The 16,738-nt window shown below is 58.3% G+C and carries 13 protein-coding genes; 5 read left to right on the top strand and 8 right to left on the bottom strand.

The window, feature by feature from the left end; all coding sequences use genetic code 11:
- Nucleotides 1-70 precede the first annotated feature (70 nt).
- Nucleotides 71-1,369 carry an NRAMP family divalent metal transporter gene (locus tag SYNCC9902_RS11040; protein ID WP_041425584.1) on the top strand — a complete coding sequence of 433 codons (1,299 nt, stop codon included), beginning with the start codon at nucleotides 71-73 and terminating at the stop codon, nucleotides 1,367-1,369.
- A 150-nt stretch (nucleotides 1,370-1,519) separates the two neighbouring features.
- On the opposite strand, the gene SYNCC9902_RS11035 is transcribed toward SYNCC9902_RS11040, so the two are convergent.
- From SYNCC9902_RS11035 to SYNCC9902_RS11015, 5 genes are all read right to left on the bottom strand, one after another.
- Nucleotides 1,520-1,912, bottom strand: coding sequence for an Hsp20/alpha crystallin family protein (locus SYNCC9902_RS11035; protein WP_011360916.1), 393 nt, complete (start codon nucleotides 1,910-1,912; stop codon nucleotides 1,520-1,522).
- Nucleotides 1,913-2,079: 167 nt separating this feature from the next.
- Nucleotides 2,080-2,559, bottom strand: a complete 480-nt coding sequence (locus tag SYNCC9902_RS11030; RefSeq protein ID WP_011360915.1) for an MEKHLA domain-containing protein — start codon at nucleotides 2,557-2,559, stop codon at nucleotides 2,080-2,082.
- 24 nt (nucleotides 2,560-2,583) lie between these two features.
- Nucleotides 2,584-3,489 (bottom strand): SWIM zinc finger family protein, encoded by a 906-nt coding sequence (locus tag SYNCC9902_RS11025; RefSeq protein WP_011360914.1) that lies wholly within the window; start codon nucleotides 3,487-3,489, stop codon nucleotides 2,584-2,586.
- 2 nt (nucleotides 3,490-3,491) lie between these two features.
- Nucleotides 3,492-6,683: a DEAD/DEAH box helicase gene (locus SYNCC9902_RS11020; protein WP_011360913.1), complete on the bottom strand. Its 3,192-nt coding sequence runs from the start codon at nucleotides 6,681-6,683 to the stop codon at nucleotides 3,492-3,494.
- On the bottom strand, nucleotides 6,680-7,099 hold the full coding sequence (locus SYNCC9902_RS11015; protein WP_011360912.1) for a hypothetical protein: 420 nt from the start codon (nucleotides 7,097-7,099) through the stop codon (nucleotides 6,680-6,682). The genes SYNCC9902_RS11020 and SYNCC9902_RS11015 overlap by 4 nt, the downstream gene beginning before the upstream one ends.
- 25 nt (nucleotides 7,100-7,124) lie before the next feature.
- On the opposite strand from SYNCC9902_RS11015, the gene alaS reads away from it, so the two are divergent.
- Nucleotides 7,125-9,797 (top strand): alanine--tRNA ligase, encoded by a 2,673-nt coding sequence (gene alaS / locus SYNCC9902_RS11010; protein WP_041425582.1) that lies wholly within the window; start codon nucleotides 7,125-7,127, stop codon nucleotides 9,795-9,797.
- 52 nt (nucleotides 9,798-9,849) lie between these two features.
- Here the strand turns inward: alaS and speA are convergent, their stop codons facing one another.
- On the bottom strand, nucleotides 9,850-11,790 hold the full coding sequence (speA, locus tag SYNCC9902_RS11005; protein ID WP_083756838.1) for a biosynthetic arginine decarboxylase: 1,941 nt from the start codon (nucleotides 11,788-11,790) through the stop codon (nucleotides 9,850-9,852).
- A 111-nt stretch (nucleotides 11,791-11,901) separates the two neighbouring features.
- On the opposite strand from speA, the gene ndk reads away from it, so the two are divergent.
- The gene (ndk, locus tag SYNCC9902_RS11000; protein WP_009788698.1) at nucleotides 11,902-12,357 is read left to right on the top strand and encodes a nucleoside-diphosphate kinase; all 456 of its coding nucleotides are present in this window, start codon (nucleotides 11,902-11,904) and stop codon (nucleotides 12,355-12,357) included.
- Between the two features lie 93 nt (nucleotides 12,358-12,450).
- Here ndk and thiO read toward each other — a convergent pair whose 3' ends face one another.
- Nucleotides 12,451-13,566: a glycine oxidase ThiO gene (thiO, locus tag SYNCC9902_RS10995; RefSeq protein WP_011360909.1), complete on the bottom strand. Its 1,116-nt coding sequence runs from the start codon at nucleotides 13,564-13,566 to the stop codon at nucleotides 12,451-12,453.
- Between the two features lie 171 nt (nucleotides 13,567-13,737).
- Here thiO and gatB point away from each other — a divergent pair, with 171 nt between their 5' ends.
- On the top strand, nucleotides 13,738-15,222 hold the full coding sequence (gatB, locus tag SYNCC9902_RS10990; RefSeq protein ID WP_011360908.1) for an Asp-tRNA(Asn)/Glu-tRNA(Gln) amidotransferase subunit GatB: 1,485 nt from the start codon (nucleotides 13,738-13,740) through the stop codon (nucleotides 15,220-15,222).
- Entirely contained in the window at nucleotides 15,219-16,052 is an 834-nt protein-coding gene (locus SYNCC9902_RS10985) for a prolyl hydroxylase family protein (protein ID WP_011360907.1), read from the top strand. The genes gatB and SYNCC9902_RS10985 overlap by 4 nt, the downstream gene beginning before the upstream one ends.
- Before the next feature lie 78 nt (nucleotides 16,053-16,130).
- Here the strand turns inward: SYNCC9902_RS10985 and coaE are convergent, their stop codons facing one another.
- Nucleotides 16,131-16,730 (bottom strand): dephospho-CoA kinase, encoded by a 600-nt coding sequence (gene coaE, locus SYNCC9902_RS10980; protein WP_011360906.1) that lies wholly within the window; start codon nucleotides 16,728-16,730, stop codon nucleotides 16,131-16,133.
- Nucleotides 16,731-16,738 lie beyond the last annotated feature (8 nt).

Here is a 16,738-nt window from a genome sequence, read left to right as displayed (position 1 = left end):
GACGGATTTCAACTCTAAGAAGGCCGTTGGCTCCGATGACGCAGAAGATGGCAGAAATCGCTTGTTCTTTATGGCGTCATCGACGCTGCGTCAGAGCATTGGTCCGGGGATTTTGCTGGCCGGTGCCTGTATTGGTGGATCTCACCTCATGTCGTCCACCACAGCAGGAGCGCGGTTTGGCTTTGCGCTGGTGCTGTTGATTCTGCTGATCAATTTGATCAAGTACCCGTTCTTGCGAGTGGGGACGCGGTTTACTGCTGCGACGGGGCTGTCGTTGTTGGAAGGATTCCAGCGGCGCAATAAGGCCTATCTCCCCCTTTATCTCCTGGTGAGTTTGGTCACCGGTACGGCCACGATCGCGGCTGTGAGCTTCGTGGCTGGTCTGTTGCTCACCAATGTGCCTGGTTTAACGGGGTGGGATCCCTATGGCCTCTCGATCGGTGTGCTGGTGGTGAGTGGACTGATTTTGTTGCTGGGTCATTACAAAGCTCTGGATCGTTTGTCCAAGCTGTTGGTGGCCTTGCTCACGCTTCTCACAGGTGTAGCGGCGGTGTCGTTGCTGATTCGCGGCCCTGTTGGTGACGTGGCTGCAAGTTGGGTTGCAACAGATCCCAGCCCGTGGACGCTGGCGAATTTGGCGTTTCTGATCCCCTTGATGGGTTGGATGCCAGGACCGGTGGAGATGTGTGTGTGGCCATCGCTGTGGATGTTTTCCCGTGCTCGCGACACTGAGCACACCGCTAGCCCTGCGGAAGCGGAATTCGACTTCAACCTTGGCTATGGCGTCACGGTGGTGACGGCCTTGTTTTTCATCACGCTTGGCGCCTACACGATGTATGGCACAGGCGATGGAATGCTTGCCGGCAGCGGGGTGTCCTTTGCCCAGAAGCTGATCAAGCTCTACACCGCAGCCATGGGTGGTTGGGCGGCTTGGGTGATCATTCCAGCTGCGTTCTCGGCGATGTTCAGCACCACGATTACCTGCCTCGACGCCTACCCCCGCAGCATCGGAGCGATTCAGGGCCTTTTGACTGGCCAAGACAGCGGCGATGCAGCTCCGGGTCCGCAGCGTCGTCGTTTTCAGTTGTGGGTGGTGATTCACCTGCTGGTTGCGGTTGTGGCCTTGGTGGTGGCAAAAAGCGGCGGCATTGGTGTGAAGGACTTCGTGTTCGGCGCGATGACCGGCAGTTTCCTTTCCGCTCCTTTGTTCGCCTGGATGGCGATGGACACGATCAACAGCAGTCTGGTTCCGGTTGAGCATCGTTATGGCCCGGTGATGCGCGGCTTGTGTTGGTTTGGCTTGCTGTTCTTTCTTGTTTTCAGTCTGTTGTTTGTGGCGAGTGCCTTTTTTGGGGTTGGTGCCTCATAACACCCAATTGATTTAGGTATGGATCCAATTAAAAACCCCCGTGGAAGCGGGGGTGGGATCCGTTCATTTTGGTGCGTTTCCTGTGGTGAAGACGGAGTCGTCTTAGGTCGTGAAGGTCAGCCTTTGATCTTCATAGATTGATCCTTAAAATCACTTTTCGATATGCACCGACACGCTGGTGTGCTCGATTGCTTTCCCGGCGGTGATCTCAAGAATGCCGTCGCGATAGCTGGCCTTCAGTTGCTCTCTGTTGAGGCTATGGGGGAAACGGAAGCTACGGCTCCAAGTGCCAGTGCGGAATTCGCTGAGTACTGGGGAAAGACTGTCGTCGTCTGGGGTGGAAGGGCGTTCTGCACTGATCACAAGATTGCGATCTGTGGCCTTGATGTCGATCGAGTCGTGGTCCACGCCAGGCAGTTCCAAGCGTACGGTGTAAGTGGATTCGGCTTCCAGGATTTCGGCGTGGGGCACGCGCTCGGCGGTTGCTACTTGTTGCTCTAGTAGTTCGAAAAGTTCGAAGGGTGATTGACGAAGAGTGATCATGATTGTTGGTCCGAAGAGTTGAACATCTGCGGACTTGGTTGTTTGCCCGCCACAGCAATCTGCGTGGTCTTGATGAGAAGGAGGAGCGTAAGAACCGTCTGATTTGATTCGGTCTATACGACTTAGTTCGGTTGCTACTCCTCAGTTGTCGTTGAAACCGAACAGCTTTAAATCCACCACCAATTGCTGAAGCTCGCGGCTTGCCCACAGGCGTGTTGGTGTTGATCCCAAAGGGTCCAGATTCGGGCGTTTTGAATCATGAATCGTCGTCCCTTGCGGCTGATGCGGATTCCGCTGTAACCCTCGATGGCGTCTTCACTTTTGGCTTTGCTGAGGGCAAGGGAGCGTTCGGCCTGTTCGGCGGTTGGTGCGGTAAGCCGTGATGGCAGTCCCATCAGGTCGTCCCATGGGGCATCCCATAGGCCTAAGGCAGCGGCATTGGCATAGGTGAGCTTCGGCTCTGGACTGCCGTCATGGGCCAGCACAGGGAACCCACAGGCGAACAGTTCCTGACAGATCAACTGCTTCGAGGAACCAGGTTGGGCTGCGGAGATCAGTGGCCGGCCGAAGGCCCGTTGGTGGGACTGCAGCAGCTGTGCCACCAGGGCCTGTTGGCTCGCAATTAACCAAGGGGGGTCCCATTGCATGGCTGGTATGCCGGAACGCTTGATTCAGCTGCCTGCTGCCATGGCTTGCAGCATCGCCCGTTGGGCACTGGCTTGGCCGTGGGCTTTGAGGTTGCCAAGGAACGTGTCGCGGGCCTCTGGAAATCGCGGATCTTCAGCCAGGGGCAATTCACCCGCGGCATCGAGGCCAGTGTCCCCTTCGAGTGCCGCCGTCACCACCACCAGATCGCCGTCGAGGCTGCGGTTGTAATGCCACCAAAGCCCAGGATCCAGCACGGCTGGATGGGGGGGAATGGCTGCCGTTTCCTCAGGAGCCTTTTTTGAAATGGAGGCGGCTTTTTGCTTGCCAATGGCTTTGGTTTTCACCATGGCCGCTAGCGCTTTACGCCGTTTTTCGGCTAGGTCCTCTAGCAGCTTTGAGCGATTGCGTCCTCGGAGCTGGAACAGCACGAAGGGGTCCTCGCTGAAGCGATCCCCCATCAGGAAGTACACCGCACTGATGTGCTTGCAGGGGTTGGCCTTGTCTGGGCAGCTGCACTCGCTGCGCACCTCTTGAAGTTTGAACGGAAACAGGCGCTTACCACTGGCAGCAAAGGCCCGTTCGATGTCGGACGGCATGATCCCAGCCAACAGTTGAGCGGACCAGCGTGCTTTTTGGGTGAGTGCCTCGAGCACATAGCCCCAGTCCTCATCATTGAGAACATCGAGCCAAAGCTTCACTTTGTAGGGCTCTTCATCGGTGCCCTGCACCCGCGCATGCACTCGGCGTCCCTCGAAGCGAATGGAGGTGACGTTGCCCTCGCGGGCATAGCCCCAGGCCCGTTCGAGTCGTTTCTTAAATCGGTAGCCGTTAATCAGCTCCATCCATTGCTCAACCCACCAGGGCTGTTGCCCTAAGCCGTCATCGCCAATGGCAGTGATGCCGCTGTTGGTGTTCGAATTTGAGTTCATGGTTAGGTGTCCTCGAGGGCAACAAGATTGCGCAGCTGATCGCCGCCAAGGCTCCCGAGCCAGTCTTCACCGGAGCCGATCACGTCTTCAGCCATTCGAGCTTTTTCACGAATCATTTGGTCGATTTTTTCTTCCACCGAGCCACGGGTGACGAATTTGTGCACCATTACCCGGTTGGTTTGACCAATTCGATAGGCCCGGTCGGTGGCTTGGTTTTCCACCGCTGGATTCCACCAGCGATCGACGTGGAACACATGACTGGCCCGGGTGAGGTTGAGGCCTACACCACCGGCCTTGAGGGACAGAAGAAAGAGTTGAGGTCCCCGGGGGTCCTCTTGGAATCGATCCACCATCGCTTGCCGATCACTCTTGCGGGTTCCGCCGTGCAGGAAGGGAACCTCAGACTTCCAGCGTTGTTGCATCCAGGCCTGCAGGAGATGCCCCCATTCGGCGAATTGGGTGAATAGCAAAGCGCGATCGCCGGCTTCAATCACCTCTTCGAGGATTTCTTCGAGTCGCATCAGCTTGGCGGAACGGCCAAGGAATTCGCTGTCAACGGCCCCTTCGCGTTGGGCTAAAGCCGGGTGATTGCAAATCTGCTTTAACCGGGTCAAGAGGGCTAGCACCTGGCCATGGCGTTGCCCCCGCGGTGCGGTGGCAATGGCGTCGAGGGTGTCTTCAACGGTTTTGTTGTACAGCGATTTCTGTTCTTTGCTGAGACCCACCCATTCACTGAGCTCCACCTTTTCAGGCAGGTCGGAAATGATCGACTTGTCGGTTTTGAGACGGCGCAGGATGAAGGGGCCGACCCGCGCTTTGAGATCGCGTAACGACGACATATCGCCGTAGCGCTCAATTGGCATGCGGTAGCGCTGACGAAAGAAGTCTTCCTCTCCCAACACCTTTGGGTTGAGGAAATCCATCAGCGCCCACAGCTCGCTGACGCGGTTTTCCACCGGTGTGCCGGTGAGTGCGATGCGGAACCTGCTGCTCTTTCCAGCTCGGGCCAGGTCTCGGGCTGCTTGGCTTTGTTTCGCCCCAGGGTTTTTGATCGCCTGCGCTTCGTCGATCACAACCCCTTGCCAGTCGACGCTGTCCAGCAGCTCGCTGTCGCGTTGCATCAGGCCGTAACTGGTGAGCACCAGATCCACATCTTTGAGTTCTTTTTTCAAGGCGGCCGGCGTGGAAGGCCGGCGTGGGCCGTAGTGCTCTTTCACCGACAGCTCGGGGGTGAAGGCTTCCGCCTCCCGTCGCCAATTCGTGAGCACCGAGGTTGGGGCCACCAACAGCACCGGGCGTTTGAGTTCGTGCTCGGCTTTGAGGTGCTGCAGGAAGGCCAACAATTGGATGGTCTTGCCCAAGCCCATGTCGTCCGCCAGGCAGGCGCCTTGATCGAAGCGATGTAAGAAGGCCAGCCAGCCCAAGCCACGTTCTTGATAAGGACGCAGTTGTCCGGAAAATCCCTCTGGAGCGGGAAGGGGATCGGGGGCTTTTTGCTGGTGATATTGCTCGAGAACTCCCTGAAGCCGAGGCCCCGCATCAAAGCGATGCACCGGCAAGCGCATCATTAGCTCCCCTTCTGTGGCCGTGAGCCTTAGGGCATCGTCGAGGCTCAGTTCTGGATTGGCTCCACAGAAGCGTTCGGCGTTGCGGAGATCGTTGGGTCGCAGTTCGATCCAGGCTCCCTTGTGGCGCACAAGCGGACTGCGCTTACCGCTGAGCCGTTCGAGCTCTCGCAGGGTGAGTGTGACGCCGCCGATCATCAGATCCCAGCTCCAGTCCAGAGATTCTCCGAGGGTGAAGCCGCTGGATCGATCTGGTAAATCTGCCTTGATGGCTAAACCAAGCCGGCTGGCGAGGCCCCCTGAAAGGCTGGGGGGCAGTTCGACGCCGATGCCGGCATTGCGGAGCTGGTGCGTTGCTGTTCGCACCAAGACAAACGCCTCCGCTGGCGTGAGCTGCATCGTTTCTGGCGTTGCGCTTTCCAGTCCGCGTTCGATCGGAGGGAACACCGTGAGGGCTCGGCCAAGACCCTCCAGCAGCACTTCCCCCGCCTGGTCAACTTTGATCTCCCCGAGCTGGAGTGTTTCGGCTCCTGAGGCCCAGGCCGCGGCGGCCGGCAGCTTGAGGCTGGGATCGGCCTCCGCTTGCAAGCCAAACTTCAGGTCCCAGAGTTCTTCGCCTTCGTTTGGGGTGTTTAGTTCGAGGCAGGTGCGGGCAGCAGCGAAGCCTCCGGCAATCCCTTCGCGCCAGTGCAGGCTTGCCGCGGTAAGGCGTTCTGCATCCTCGTTGCCCACCTCCACAACACCGGTTTCTGAGGCCAGGGCCTCTTGCCACAGGGTGAGTAGGGGGTCGAGCCCCTCTGTGGTGGGTTCAAATCCCTTGCGCAGCTCTGCATCCACCAAGTCTTCAAGCAAGGTGGCCACCCTGAGGCGACCGCTCCGGGGGCGGCAGCAAGCCACCGGGTTGGCGGCTCGCATCGCTTCCGGTCGAAGCCTGGTGGTGCGGTTGCTACGGCGTCCAAGTGGCTCACGCCAAGGGAGGGCACAGGTCGCCACGAGGGGCAGCGTGGCCGCGAGGTCTTCGAGCCGTCGTCGATCTTCCTCACGGTTCAACAAGGGAACCCAGCGCGCTCGGTGGGGGTAACCCTCGCCTTTGCTTAATTCCATCTGGGGAATCCAGCGCCCCCGGGCCACCAAGCTGAGGGACCAACGTTGGAGATGGCTCCACCAGCGCAATTCATCTCCGAGGTCTGGATGTCGGCCCGATAGGGGTAAACGGGCGAGCCATTCCGTTGCGGCCGATGGCTCCACCGCGAGGCCTTGTACCTGCCAGGGCCACCATTCCATTTGCTTCGGAATGGGCTCTCCTGCTTGCATTGGCAATCCGGTCCAGGCCGGTCCCTCTGGGGCTGGTTCGCTCGGTTGGGTTCGACTTTTGCGGGGTTTGACGCTGCGGCTTGGGAGGGTGAGGCAGGCGGTGGCATCGATGCTGCCCCCAGGCATCAGGTCCCGTTCGGTCAACCAAGCTTTGAGATCGTCCGAGCCAAGGGTGAAGGGATGCAGAGCGGGTGTGAGTCCGGGCCCCTCCGGTGAGGCGACACGCCAGGTGTCAGCCCAAATGAGCAGTGCCGGCTGTCCGGAACTGCTGGAAGTACGAATGGCGGGAAGCCAGGTGGCGTGCAGCAGGCTCATGGCCGCGACGCGGGCAGGAAGCGGAGGGTGCTATGGAGCAAGAGAGCACTGCCGATCAACGGCAGCCAGGCTTGTAGAAGCTCCAATGTCACCAATGCCAAGCCATCGGAGTGCCAGTTGTCAAGGGGTAAGGGCATTCCAAGGCTCCGAACGCCACAAATTGCCCCCACGAGCCCGGCCTGTAAGTGCTGATCGTCCGGGTCGGCACGGTGCAAATGAAAGGCCAACAATCCATAAAACAGCCCGCATCCACCGGAGCGAATCCCAGCGTCTAGGCCCCATCCCAGACCAATCGCCCCAGCACTGATGCCAGCCAGCAAGGCCCAGCCAATCGATTGGAGCCTCAGTCGATTGCGCGACTGGTGATCATCGGTCGGTGGGGCTGGCACCGCTGCTGGCGGGTTAGGGGCGATCATGACCACAGGATCCTCCCTCCTTTCCATGGCTGCCGCCGCTTCGTCGTCTTCTGCAGCATCTCTGCCCCAAACGGGTGCTGAGATCCGTTCGGCGTTCCTGCGCTTCTACGAGGAACGGGGACACAAGGTGATGGCAAGTGCGTCGTTGATTCCAGAGGATCCAACGGTGCTGCTCACCATTGCTGGGATGTTGCCGTTTAAGCCGGTGTTCCTTGGTCAGCAGGAGCGGCCAGCACCGCGGGCCACGAGTAGTCAAAAGTGCATTCGCACCAATGACATCGAGAACGTGGGTCGTACGGCGCGGCATCACACGTTTTTCGAGATGCTCGGCAATTTTTCCTTTGGGGATTACTTCAAGCAACAGGCGATTGAGTGGGCTTGGCAGCTGAGTACGGAGGTGTACGGCATTGATCCCAAGCATCTGGTGGTGAGCGTCTTCCGAGAAGACGATGAGGCTGAACAGATTTGGCGAGATGTTGTGGGGGTGAACCCCAAGCGGATCATCCGCATGGATGAAGCCGATAACTTTTGGGCATCGGGTCCGACGGGACCCTGTGGGCCTTGTTCGGAGATCTACTACGACTTCAAGCCTGAACTGGGTGATGAGGGCATCGACCTCGAAGACGATGACCGCTTCATCGAGTTCTACAACTTGGTGTTCATGCAATACAACCGCGACGCTGAGGGGAGTCTCACGCCGTTGGCGAACCGGAACATCGATACGGGACTGGGTCTGGAGCGGATGGCTCAGATTCTTCAGAAGGTTCCCAACAACTACGAAACGGATCTGATTTTTCCGCTGATCCAAGCAGCGGCTGATTGTGCCGGTGTCGACTACCACCAACTCGATGATGCGGGAAAGACGTCTCTCAAGGTGATTGGAGACCACAGCCGTGCTGTGACGCAGCTGATCTGCGATGGCGTCACGGCCAGCAACTTGGGGCGTGGCTACATCTTGCGTCGTCTCTTGCGTCGCGTCGTCCGCCACGGTCGTTTGCTCGGTATCAACAAGCCTTTCTTGGTGATGATGGGCGAGGCCTCGATTGCACTTCTAAAAGACGCTCACCCCTCAGTGTTGGAGCGGCAGGAGGTGATCTTGGCCGAGCTTCAACGGGAGGAATCGCGCTTCTTGGAAACCTTGGAACGGGGCGAGAAGCTGCTCTCTGAAGTGCTGGACAGCAAGCCGAAGCAGATCAGTGGAGCCCAAGCCTTTGAGCTTTACGACACCTATGGCTTCCCATTAGAGCTCACTCAAGAAATCGCTGAGGAGCAGGGGCTCGAGGTTGATTTGGCCGGCTTTGAGGAGGCGATGGAGCAACAACGTCAACGGGCCAAGGCCGCGGCGGTGAGCATCGACCTCACCTTGCAGGATGCGATCGATCAGGTTGTTGCCACTCAAAAGGCCACCGCTTTCCAGGGGTACCAGCGTCTGGAACAGCCCAGCTGCGTGCAGGCGTTGGTGGCCAACGGTGAGCCGGCTACCTCTGCCTCTGCGGGCGACCATGTGCAAATCGTGCTCGAGTCAACGCCGTTCTATGGCGAAGGTGGCGGCCAGGTGGGAGACCGCGGGGTGTTGTCTGGTGCCGATGTCATCGTTGCGATTGAGTCGGTAAGCCGCAGTCGGGATGTGTTCGTGCATGCCGGACGGATTGAACGCGGTCAGCTGACGGTGGGCGATGCGATCACAGCGCAGGTGGACCGAGCCTGTCGTCGACGCGCTCAGGCAAACCACACCGCAACCCACTTGCTCCAGGCGGCCCTGAAGCAAGTCGTGGATCCAGGGATCGGTCAGGCGGGTTCCCTCGTGGATTTTGATCGCCTGCGATTCGACTTCCACGCCCCGCAAGCGGTGACGACTGAGCAATTAGGGCAGATCGAAACGTTGATCAATGGCTGGATCGCCGAGGCCCATGGCCTGTTGGTGGAGGAGATGGCGATTGACCAGGCGAAGGCGGCTGGTGCCGTTGCCATGTTTGGCGAGAAGTACGCCGACGTGGTGCGTGTTGTGGATGTGCCTGGGGTGTCGATGGAACTGTGTGGCGGAACGCATGTGGCCAACACCGCCGAAATTGGTCTGTTCAAGATCGTTGGCGAGAGTGGTGTTGCCGCCGGAATTCGCAGAATTGAAGCGGTGGCTGGGGCTTCAGTTTTGGGATATCTGAATGAGCGCGAGCTTGTGGTGAAGCAGCTCGGCGATCGCTTCAAGGCGCAGCCCGGTGAGATCGTTGAGCGGGTTGTGGCGTTGCAGGATGAGCTGAAGAGCACCGGCAAGGCTCTGATTGCTGCTCAGGCGGAATTAGCAGTCGCCAAGTCGGCAGCATTGGCAACGAAGGCCGTTGCCATTGGCAGTTTTCAACTGTTGGTGGAACGTCTGGATGGCGTGGATGGCACGGGGTTGCAAGGAGCCGCCCAGAGCCTGGCTGCCCAGTTGGGCGATGGCGCTGCCGTGGTGCTCGGCGGTCTTCCCGATCCATCTGATCAAGGGAAGGTGATTTTGGTGGCGGCGTTTGGCAAGGATGTGATCGCCGCTAAGCAACAGGCCGGCAAATTTATTGGAACGATCGCCAAGCTCTGCGGCGGCGGCGGGGGCGGACGTCCGAACCTGGCTCAGGCGGGTGGACGGGACGGAGCGGCCCTGGCTGGAGCGCTTGAGACAGCACGCATGGAGTTAACGGCTGCTCTTCAGCAACAAGGCTGATGTCGGCTCCATGGGGCTCCACAGAGACGTCTCCACAGCATTCAAAGTGTTCTCAGTCTTGGAGGTATGTGGTTTGACGGAGACTGCTTTCCAGGTGATCGAGCAGACGCCTTGACTCTTCGATCCTCAGTTGACCGTTGCTGATGGCACCTTCGGCGGCAACCCGTAACCGTTCCAATAACAGGTCTGGATCGTGTTCCATTGCCTTCAGGACGTCGGCATTGGTGTCGCCACGAACCACATGATCCACTCGATAACTCCCGCCAGGGCTAAGTCGGATATGCACGGCGTTAGTGGTTCCGAACAAGTTGTGCAAATTGCCCATCACCTCTTGATAAGCACCACTTAAAAACAGTCCGATGAAGTAAGGCTCATCGTTGATGAGCGGATGCAGCTCGAGCAGGGGTTTGGCTTGTCCATTTCCGATAAAGCGATTGAGGCGACCATCGGAATCGCAGGTGAGGTCAGCCAAGCTGGCCAACAGTGTCGGACGCTCTTCGAGGCGTTGGAGCGGAACCACTGGAAAGATTTGATCGATCGCCCAGGTGTCTGGGGCTGATCGGAACACCGAGAGGTTGGCGTAATACGTCTCCGCCAGGGCAGCTTTGAGGGCTTGGAGTTCCTCAGGGACGGAAGGCCCCGTTGGCAAGCGTTCCGCAATGGCAGCAGCGCAGGCCCAAGTGAGTTGTTCGGCGGTCGCCCGTTCTGGCAGCCCCGCATACCCAAGCCGGAATGCTGCCAGCGCGTCTTGCTTGAACTTCAAGGCATCGTTCCAAGCCTCCTGCAGGGGTGGCAGATCGGCTTGGTCGGATCCATCAAGGTTGTGGATGGTCTCGAGCGTGCTCCGCAGATTGCGAACAATCAGCGGCTCGTCTTCTGTGGCGGGGGGAATCGAGGCGGGCATCCGGCTGCTGCCGAGCACATCGAACACCAGTAAGGAGAAATGGCTGGCAATGGCGCGACCGCTTTCGCTCACCAGTGTTGGCAGGGCGACCCCATTGGGTTCGCAACATTCCCGCACCGTGGCCACCACATCGTTGGCGTAGTTCTGCAGTGAGTAGTTGGTGGAGGCTGCCGTTGCTGTGCGGCTGCCGTCGTAGTCGATCCCTAAGCCTCCTCCCACATCAAGGAACCCCATCGGTGCGCCGAGCCGGGTGAGCTCTACATAGATCTGTCCGGCTTCTTGGAGCGCATCTTTCAGGACGGCGATGTCGTTGATTTGGCTGCCGATGTGGAAGTGCAGGAGCCGTAGATCGTCGAGTAAGCCGTTGTCCCGCAAGCGTTCGACAGTCGTCAGTAAATCGGGGATGGCGAGTCCGAATTTGGCTTTGTCGCCGACGGAACTGCCCCAACGTCCTGTACTGCGGCTGGCCAATTTGGCTCGGATTCCGATGTACGGCGCGGCTCCCAAGTTGCGGCTCGCCTCGATGATTCGATCCACTTCATCGGGTTGTTCAATCACCACCACTGGGCGACGCCCCAAGCGCCTCGCCAAAATTGCAGTTTCGATGTAGAGCCGATCCTTGTAGCCGTTGCAAATCAGCAGAGCATCTGGATCGTCGAGAAGTGAAAGTGCAATAAGCAGTTCCGCTTTGCTCCCTGCCTCCAGCCCGAAGTTCCAACGCTTGCCGCAACTCACCAGCTCTTCCACGACGTGGCGCTGCTGGTTGCATTTCACCGGGAATACCCCTTGATATCGCCCCTTGTAGCCGTATTGGGCGATTGCACGTTCAAAGGCGCTGTGGAGCCGCTCGAGCCGGTCTTCGAGGATGTCGTCGAAGCGAATCAGGAGGGGCAGGCTGAGGTTTCGACTTCGCAACTCCTGAACAAGTTCGTGCAGATCGAGGCTTCCGCCCCGCTCACCCTGCGGTTGAACGCTGATGTGACCGCGGGCATTGATCGAAAAGTAAGGGTCGCCCCATCGCTCCAAGCCATACAGCTCAGTGCTGTTCTGAATCGACCAGCCTTCGCCGTCTGCCACGTTTTCACGCAAGGGGGATTGCGGAAATCTAGGGACTTTCGTCGTCCCAGTTCAGGGCATGTGCTTGCCAAGCGGGTGGGCCACCGTGGACGATGACGACGTTTTTCATTGCTGCTCCTCTCCATGGCTGAACGCACTTTCGTCGCCATTAAGCCTGATGGTGTCCAACGCGGCCTGGTCGGCGAGATCTTGGGTCGTTTTGAGCGCAAGGGATTCAAGTTGGTGGGCTTGAAGCAGATCACCCCCAGTCGTGCCCTGGCGGAGGAGCACTACGGCGTTCACAAGGAGCGTCCTTTCTTCGCTGGTTTGGTGGGCTTCATCACGTCAGGTCCGGTGGTTGCAATGGTTTGGGAAGGCGATGGCGTAATTGCTAGTGCCCGCAAGCTGATTGGTGCCACAAAGCCTTTGGAGTCTGAGCCCGGCACCATCCGTGGCGATTTGGCCGTGAATATTGGTCGCAATGTGATCCATGGATCCGATGCTCCAGAAACCGCAGAGTTCGAGATCGGTCTTTGGTTCCAGCCTTCTGAACTGAACGACTGGAGCCCTTCGGATCAAGCCTGGCGCGTTGAAGACTGATCGCCGACAAGTTCCTTTGACCGGATCGTGATGGCATCGCCCTGAATGGCGGTGGTGCCATCACCATCGCGTTGGGGGTGATGCAACGTTGTCTTATTGGGAGTCCTGAAACCGCTCCCAATGGAATGCTTTGAGTAGGTCCTCGTCAGCGGCATCAGGCCGCTCGCCTGTCATTGCAGTGGCCAGTAAATCAGCTGTGATGGCCGCCAACAGCACACCATTGCGATGGTGTCCGCAGGCCAGCCAGAGTCCACGGATCGGTCCTGGACCAAGCAAGGGTCCTTCGTCGGGGGTGCACGGTCGAAATCCCCACCAACGCTCCATCGGTGGCCAGGTTCCCGCCATGGGTAGGAGGTCTTGGATTCCGGCTTGAAGCTGTGCTTGTCCATCTGGTGTCAGTCCAGCCGTAAACCCGGCGCTGCGCTCACTGGTGGCCCCAACCACAATCAGACCGTCTTCCCGCGGCACCAAATAGGTGCCGGGTCCAAAAATCACGCGCTTCAGTGCTTTGCGAGGCCCTTGTAGGGAAAGCATTTGGCCTTTCACTGGGAAGACCGGAAGCTCTGGGACCAGTTTTTGGCTCCAAGCGCCGCTGCATAAAACCGCCATTCGGCAGGGATGATGCTGCACCTCTCCTTCGGCGGTGCGCAAGGTGATCTGCTGGAGCTCTTGGCTGTCGCTGTGGCGACTGAGGGTTTGCACCTCGGCTCCTTCCAGGAACTGCACGCCAAGGGACACGCAGGCCTTTTCCAGGGCCCGCATCAATTGACGGCGGTTGTCGATCTGACCGTCCTGCTCGAACAGCAGCCCCGCTTGCCAACGCGGGGCTAATCCAGGCACTTCCTGCTCCAGAGCCTTACGGGTGAGCGACTGCCCAAGGGCGGCCGTCGGGTAGCGCCTGCTGTCGTCCTCCGTAGCGAACGGCACCACAATTCCACTCATCCGTAAGCCACAGGTGAGCCCGCTGTCGTGTTCGATCTGGGCGACCCATTGTGGGATCAGCGCAAGGCTGTGCTGCCCCAACGTCAACAACTGGCCGCTCAGTCCTTCTGCGTGGGGTGCCAGCATTCCCGCCGCCACGAAGCCTGCGGCTTCATTCCGATTGCGGCTGATCACGCGGACTGCATGGCCACGACGGGCCAATTGATGGGCGATCGCCAGGCCCATCAACCCTCCGCCCAGCACGACAATCGGTGGTGGTGTGGTCATGGTTACCCGCGCAGCGCTTTGAAACCGCTGTTCAGCAGACGGTTCAGGCCGCTGTACGCAATTAAAAAATCAGCTGTTGCAGGCTTCATGCTGTCCATTGGCCCATGTCAATCCTGATGAGAACGGGGCTGGTTCCATAGGATTCAGATATCAGCTTCATACCGCGGACGCATGGCCGACGCAGCAACCCAACTCCCCTGGGAGGCCGTTATTGGTCTTGAGACCCACGTGCAGTTAGGCACGGACAGCAAAATTTTTACGGCGGCATCAACCACCTTTGGCGACGAGCCCAACACGCATATCGACCCCGTGGTGTGCGGCCTGCCGGGCACTTTGCCAGTGCTGAACCAGAAGGTTCTCGAGTACGCCGTGAAGGCAGCGATGGCCCTGAATTTGAACATCGCAGAGCACAGCAAATTCGATCGAAAACAATATTTTTATCCCGATCTACCCAAGAACTACCAGATCTCTCAGTTCGACCAACCGATTGCCGAAGAGGGTTGGATTGAGGTGGAGGTGGCCGAGAAAGGGAAAGACACCTACCTCAAAACGATTGGGATCGAACGGCTTCATATGGAGGAAGACGCGGGCAAGCTTGTGCACGCCGGCAGTGATCGCCTGGCTGGTTCGACCCATTCGCTAGTGGATTACAACCGTGCTGGCGTGGCCTTAGCCGAAATCGTCAGCAAGCCCGACCTGCGCACAGGCCGTGAAGCTGCTGAATATGCCTCTGAAATTCGGCGGATCATGCGCTACCTGGGCGTGAGCGACGGAAACATGCAGGAGGGCTCGCTTCGCTGCGACGTCAATATTTCGGTGCGTCGAGGTCCAGATGCTCCCTTTGGCACAAAGGTAGAGATCAAGAATATGAATTCCTTCTCCGCCATCCAGAAGGCTGTTGATTACGAGATCAAACGCCAGGTGAAGGCCTATGAGACGGGGGAGCCCGTAGTGCAAGAAACCCGCCTTTGGGATGAAGGTAAGCAGCTCACGAAGAGCATGCGCAGCAAGGAGGGCGCAAGTGATTACCGCTATTTCCCCGACCCCGATCTCGGTCCGATTGAAGTCAGTCCCGAACAGCGTGAGGGTTGGCGGGCTGAATTGCCTGAGCTACCTGCGGCGAAGCGTCATCGCTATGCCGACGACTTGGGCTTGTCCCAATACGACGCCCGGGTGCTCACGGATGAGCGCCAGATGGCGGATTACTTCGAGGCGGTGGTGACTGCTGGAGCTGACGCCAAGCTCTCAGCGAATTGGATCACCGGTGATCTTGCGGCTTACGTCAACAGCAATCGCCTCAGTTTTGCGGCATTGCCGTTCCGTCCGGAGCAGTTATCGGAAATGGTTCAGCTCATTGATGGCGGAAAAATCAGCGGAAAAATCGCCAAGGAAATCCTGCCGGAACTGTTGGAGAAGGGCGGATCACCCAAGGCGATTGTTGATGAACGCGGCCTTGGAATGATTAGCGACCCGGCGGCGATCGAAGCAATTGTCGATGAGCTGTTGGGCGCCCATCCAGAGGAGGTTGAGGCGTTCCGTGGCGGTAAAACCAAACTGCAAGGCTTCTTTGTGGGGCAACTGATGAAGAAGACAGGTGGCAAGGCGGATCCAAAGCTGGCGAATCAAATCTTGAGCCAGAAACTCAAGGGAGGATGACGTCTACCCGCGCCATTCCGAAGGCCTGGCGCCAGTGGCTCATTCACAACCGTGATCGTGGATGTGCGCGTCAGGAGATTGTTGACCGCGCCGTCGCCCAGGGATATTCCTTGGTGGCGATCAATGCTGTGCTCGAGACCCCTGCTCAGCACGGAGCTGCACTGATCTCGTCCGATGGGTTGAAGCCGCCAGCGTGGTTGCAGTGGTTCAACGCGCCGATCACGGATTCGCAGCATCGGCCCCGTGCTGTTCGTGTGGAAACCCCCCACGCCCAGCTGTATGAACTGCCGTCTTTGCTGTCGTCTCTGGAATGCCAAGAGTTGATTGAGGCGATCAACTCGGCGTTATTGCCGTCCACTGTGACCCGTGGCAGCAACGACTACCGCACCAGTCGCACGTGCCATCTGCGTCATAACCATCCCGTGCTGTCTCGCCGCTTGGATCAACGCTTTGCGGATTTGTTGGGGGTTGATCCACGCTTTTCGGAACCCATTCAGGGGCAGCGATATGACCCGGGTGAGTATTTCAAGCAACACACTGATTGGTTCTCACCTGGCACGAAAGAGTTTGATCACAACACCAGGAATGGTGGGCAGCGAACCTGGACGGTGATGGTGTATCTCAATGCCGTGGAATCGGGCGGTGAGACGTGGTTTCAACATCTGGATCAACGTTTTACGCCGCGACCGGGTTTGGGTTTGGCTTGGAACAATCTTCAAGAAGATGGAACCCCAAACCGGAACACATTGCATGAAGCCATTCCGGTTGCTGTTGGAAGCAAATGGGTGATTACAAAGTGGTTCCGAGAAAGGACGGGGCGAAATGGTTAGCCATATGTATGTGTTGTTGTTGGTTATGTATTGATCAGGGTTGATAGAAAACTTGCTGACTTGATTGTCTGATTTGACTTAAAGCAGTGCATCAAGTTGATCGTGTAGGTCGTCGATCCGACCGCTGTTGTTAATAACAGAATCAGCGCGTTGCACCTTGATGTCGATCGGCCATTGCGCCGCGATGCGTTGTGTGGCTTCGGCTTCCGTGCAGTTGTTTCGTGCCATCAAGCGTTCTCTTTGCTGGAGCGCCGTACAGCGGACCACCCAAATTTCGCTGCACCACTTTTCAAGGCCGGCTTCAAATAGGAGTGGAATCATCAGGATCACGATCGGGGCGTCTGGCAACGATCGAAGTGCGTCATCAAAACGTCGCTGCACAATCGGATGCACGAGTTGTTCCAGCCAGCTCCGTTCGTTTGGATCGTTGAACACAATTGCGGCGAGTTCAGCGCGGTCGATGTCTGACGTTCCATCCTTTTGGACGCGTTTGCCGTAGCGCGCCACAACAGCCTTGCTCGCAGACGTGTCTGTTGCGAGTGCCTCGCGTGCATAGACATCTGCATCCAGCACAGGACAGCCTCGTTTTTCGAGTAACGCCGCAACACTGCTTTTTCCGCTGGCAATGCCACCGGTGAGCCCGATGCGTCTCTGGGGCGGCCAATCGCCAAACGTCATGGTGGCGG

This window comes from Synechococcus sp. CC9902, assembly GCF_000012505.1.
Lineage (GTDB): Bacteria > Cyanobacteriota > Cyanobacteriia > PCC-6307 > Cyanobiaceae > Parasynechococcus.
This window is presented reverse-complemented; position numbering and strand designations above follow the sequence as displayed.

Bases quoted from the DNA above. Each gene is read 5' to 3' on its own strand.
- SYNCC9902_RS11020 (WP_011360913.1), bottom strand. From the start codon at position 6,683: ATGAGCCTGCTGCACGCCACCTGGCTTCCCGCCATTCGTACTTCCAGC.
- SYNCC9902_RS10985 (WP_011360907.1), top strand. From the start codon at position 15,219: ATGACGTCTACCCGCGCCATTCCGAAGGCCTGGCGCCAGTGGCTCATT.
- coaE (WP_011360906.1), bottom strand. From the start codon at position 16,730: ATGACGTTTGGCGATTGGCCGCCCCAGAGACGCATCGGGCTCACCGGT.
- SYNCC9902_RS11025 (WP_011360914.1), bottom strand. From the start codon at position 3,489: ATGAACTCAAATTCGAACACCAACAGCGGCATCACTGCCATTGGCGAT.
- alaS (WP_041425582.1), top strand. From the start codon at position 7,125: ATGGCTGCCGCCGCTTCGTCGTCTTCTGCAGCATCTCTGCCCCAAACG.
- ndk (WP_009788698.1), top strand. From the start codon at position 11,902: ATGGCTGAACGCACTTTCGTCGCCATTAAGCCTGATGGTGTCCAACGC.
- SYNCC9902_RS11040 (WP_041425584.1), top strand. From the start codon at position 71: ATGGCGTCATCGACGCTGCGTCAGAGCATTGGTCCGGGGATTTTGCTG.
- SYNCC9902_RS11015 (WP_011360912.1), bottom strand. From the start codon at position 7,099: ATGATCGCCCCTAACCCGCCAGCAGCGGTGCCAGCCCCACCGACCGAT.
- SYNCC9902_RS11030 (WP_011360915.1), bottom strand. From the start codon at position 2,559: ATGCAATGGGACCCCCCTTGGTTAATTGCGAGCCAACAGGCCCTGGTG.
- SYNCC9902_RS11035 (WP_011360916.1), bottom strand. From the start codon at position 1,912: ATGATCACTCTTCGTCAATCACCCTTCGAACTTTTCGAACTACTAGAG.
- thiO (WP_011360909.1), bottom strand. From the start codon at position 13,566: ATGACCACACCACCACCGATTGTCGTGCTGGGCGGAGGGTTGATGGGC.
- gatB (WP_011360908.1), top strand. From the start codon at position 13,738: ATGGCCGACGCAGCAACCCAACTCCCCTGGGAGGCCGTTATTGGTCTT.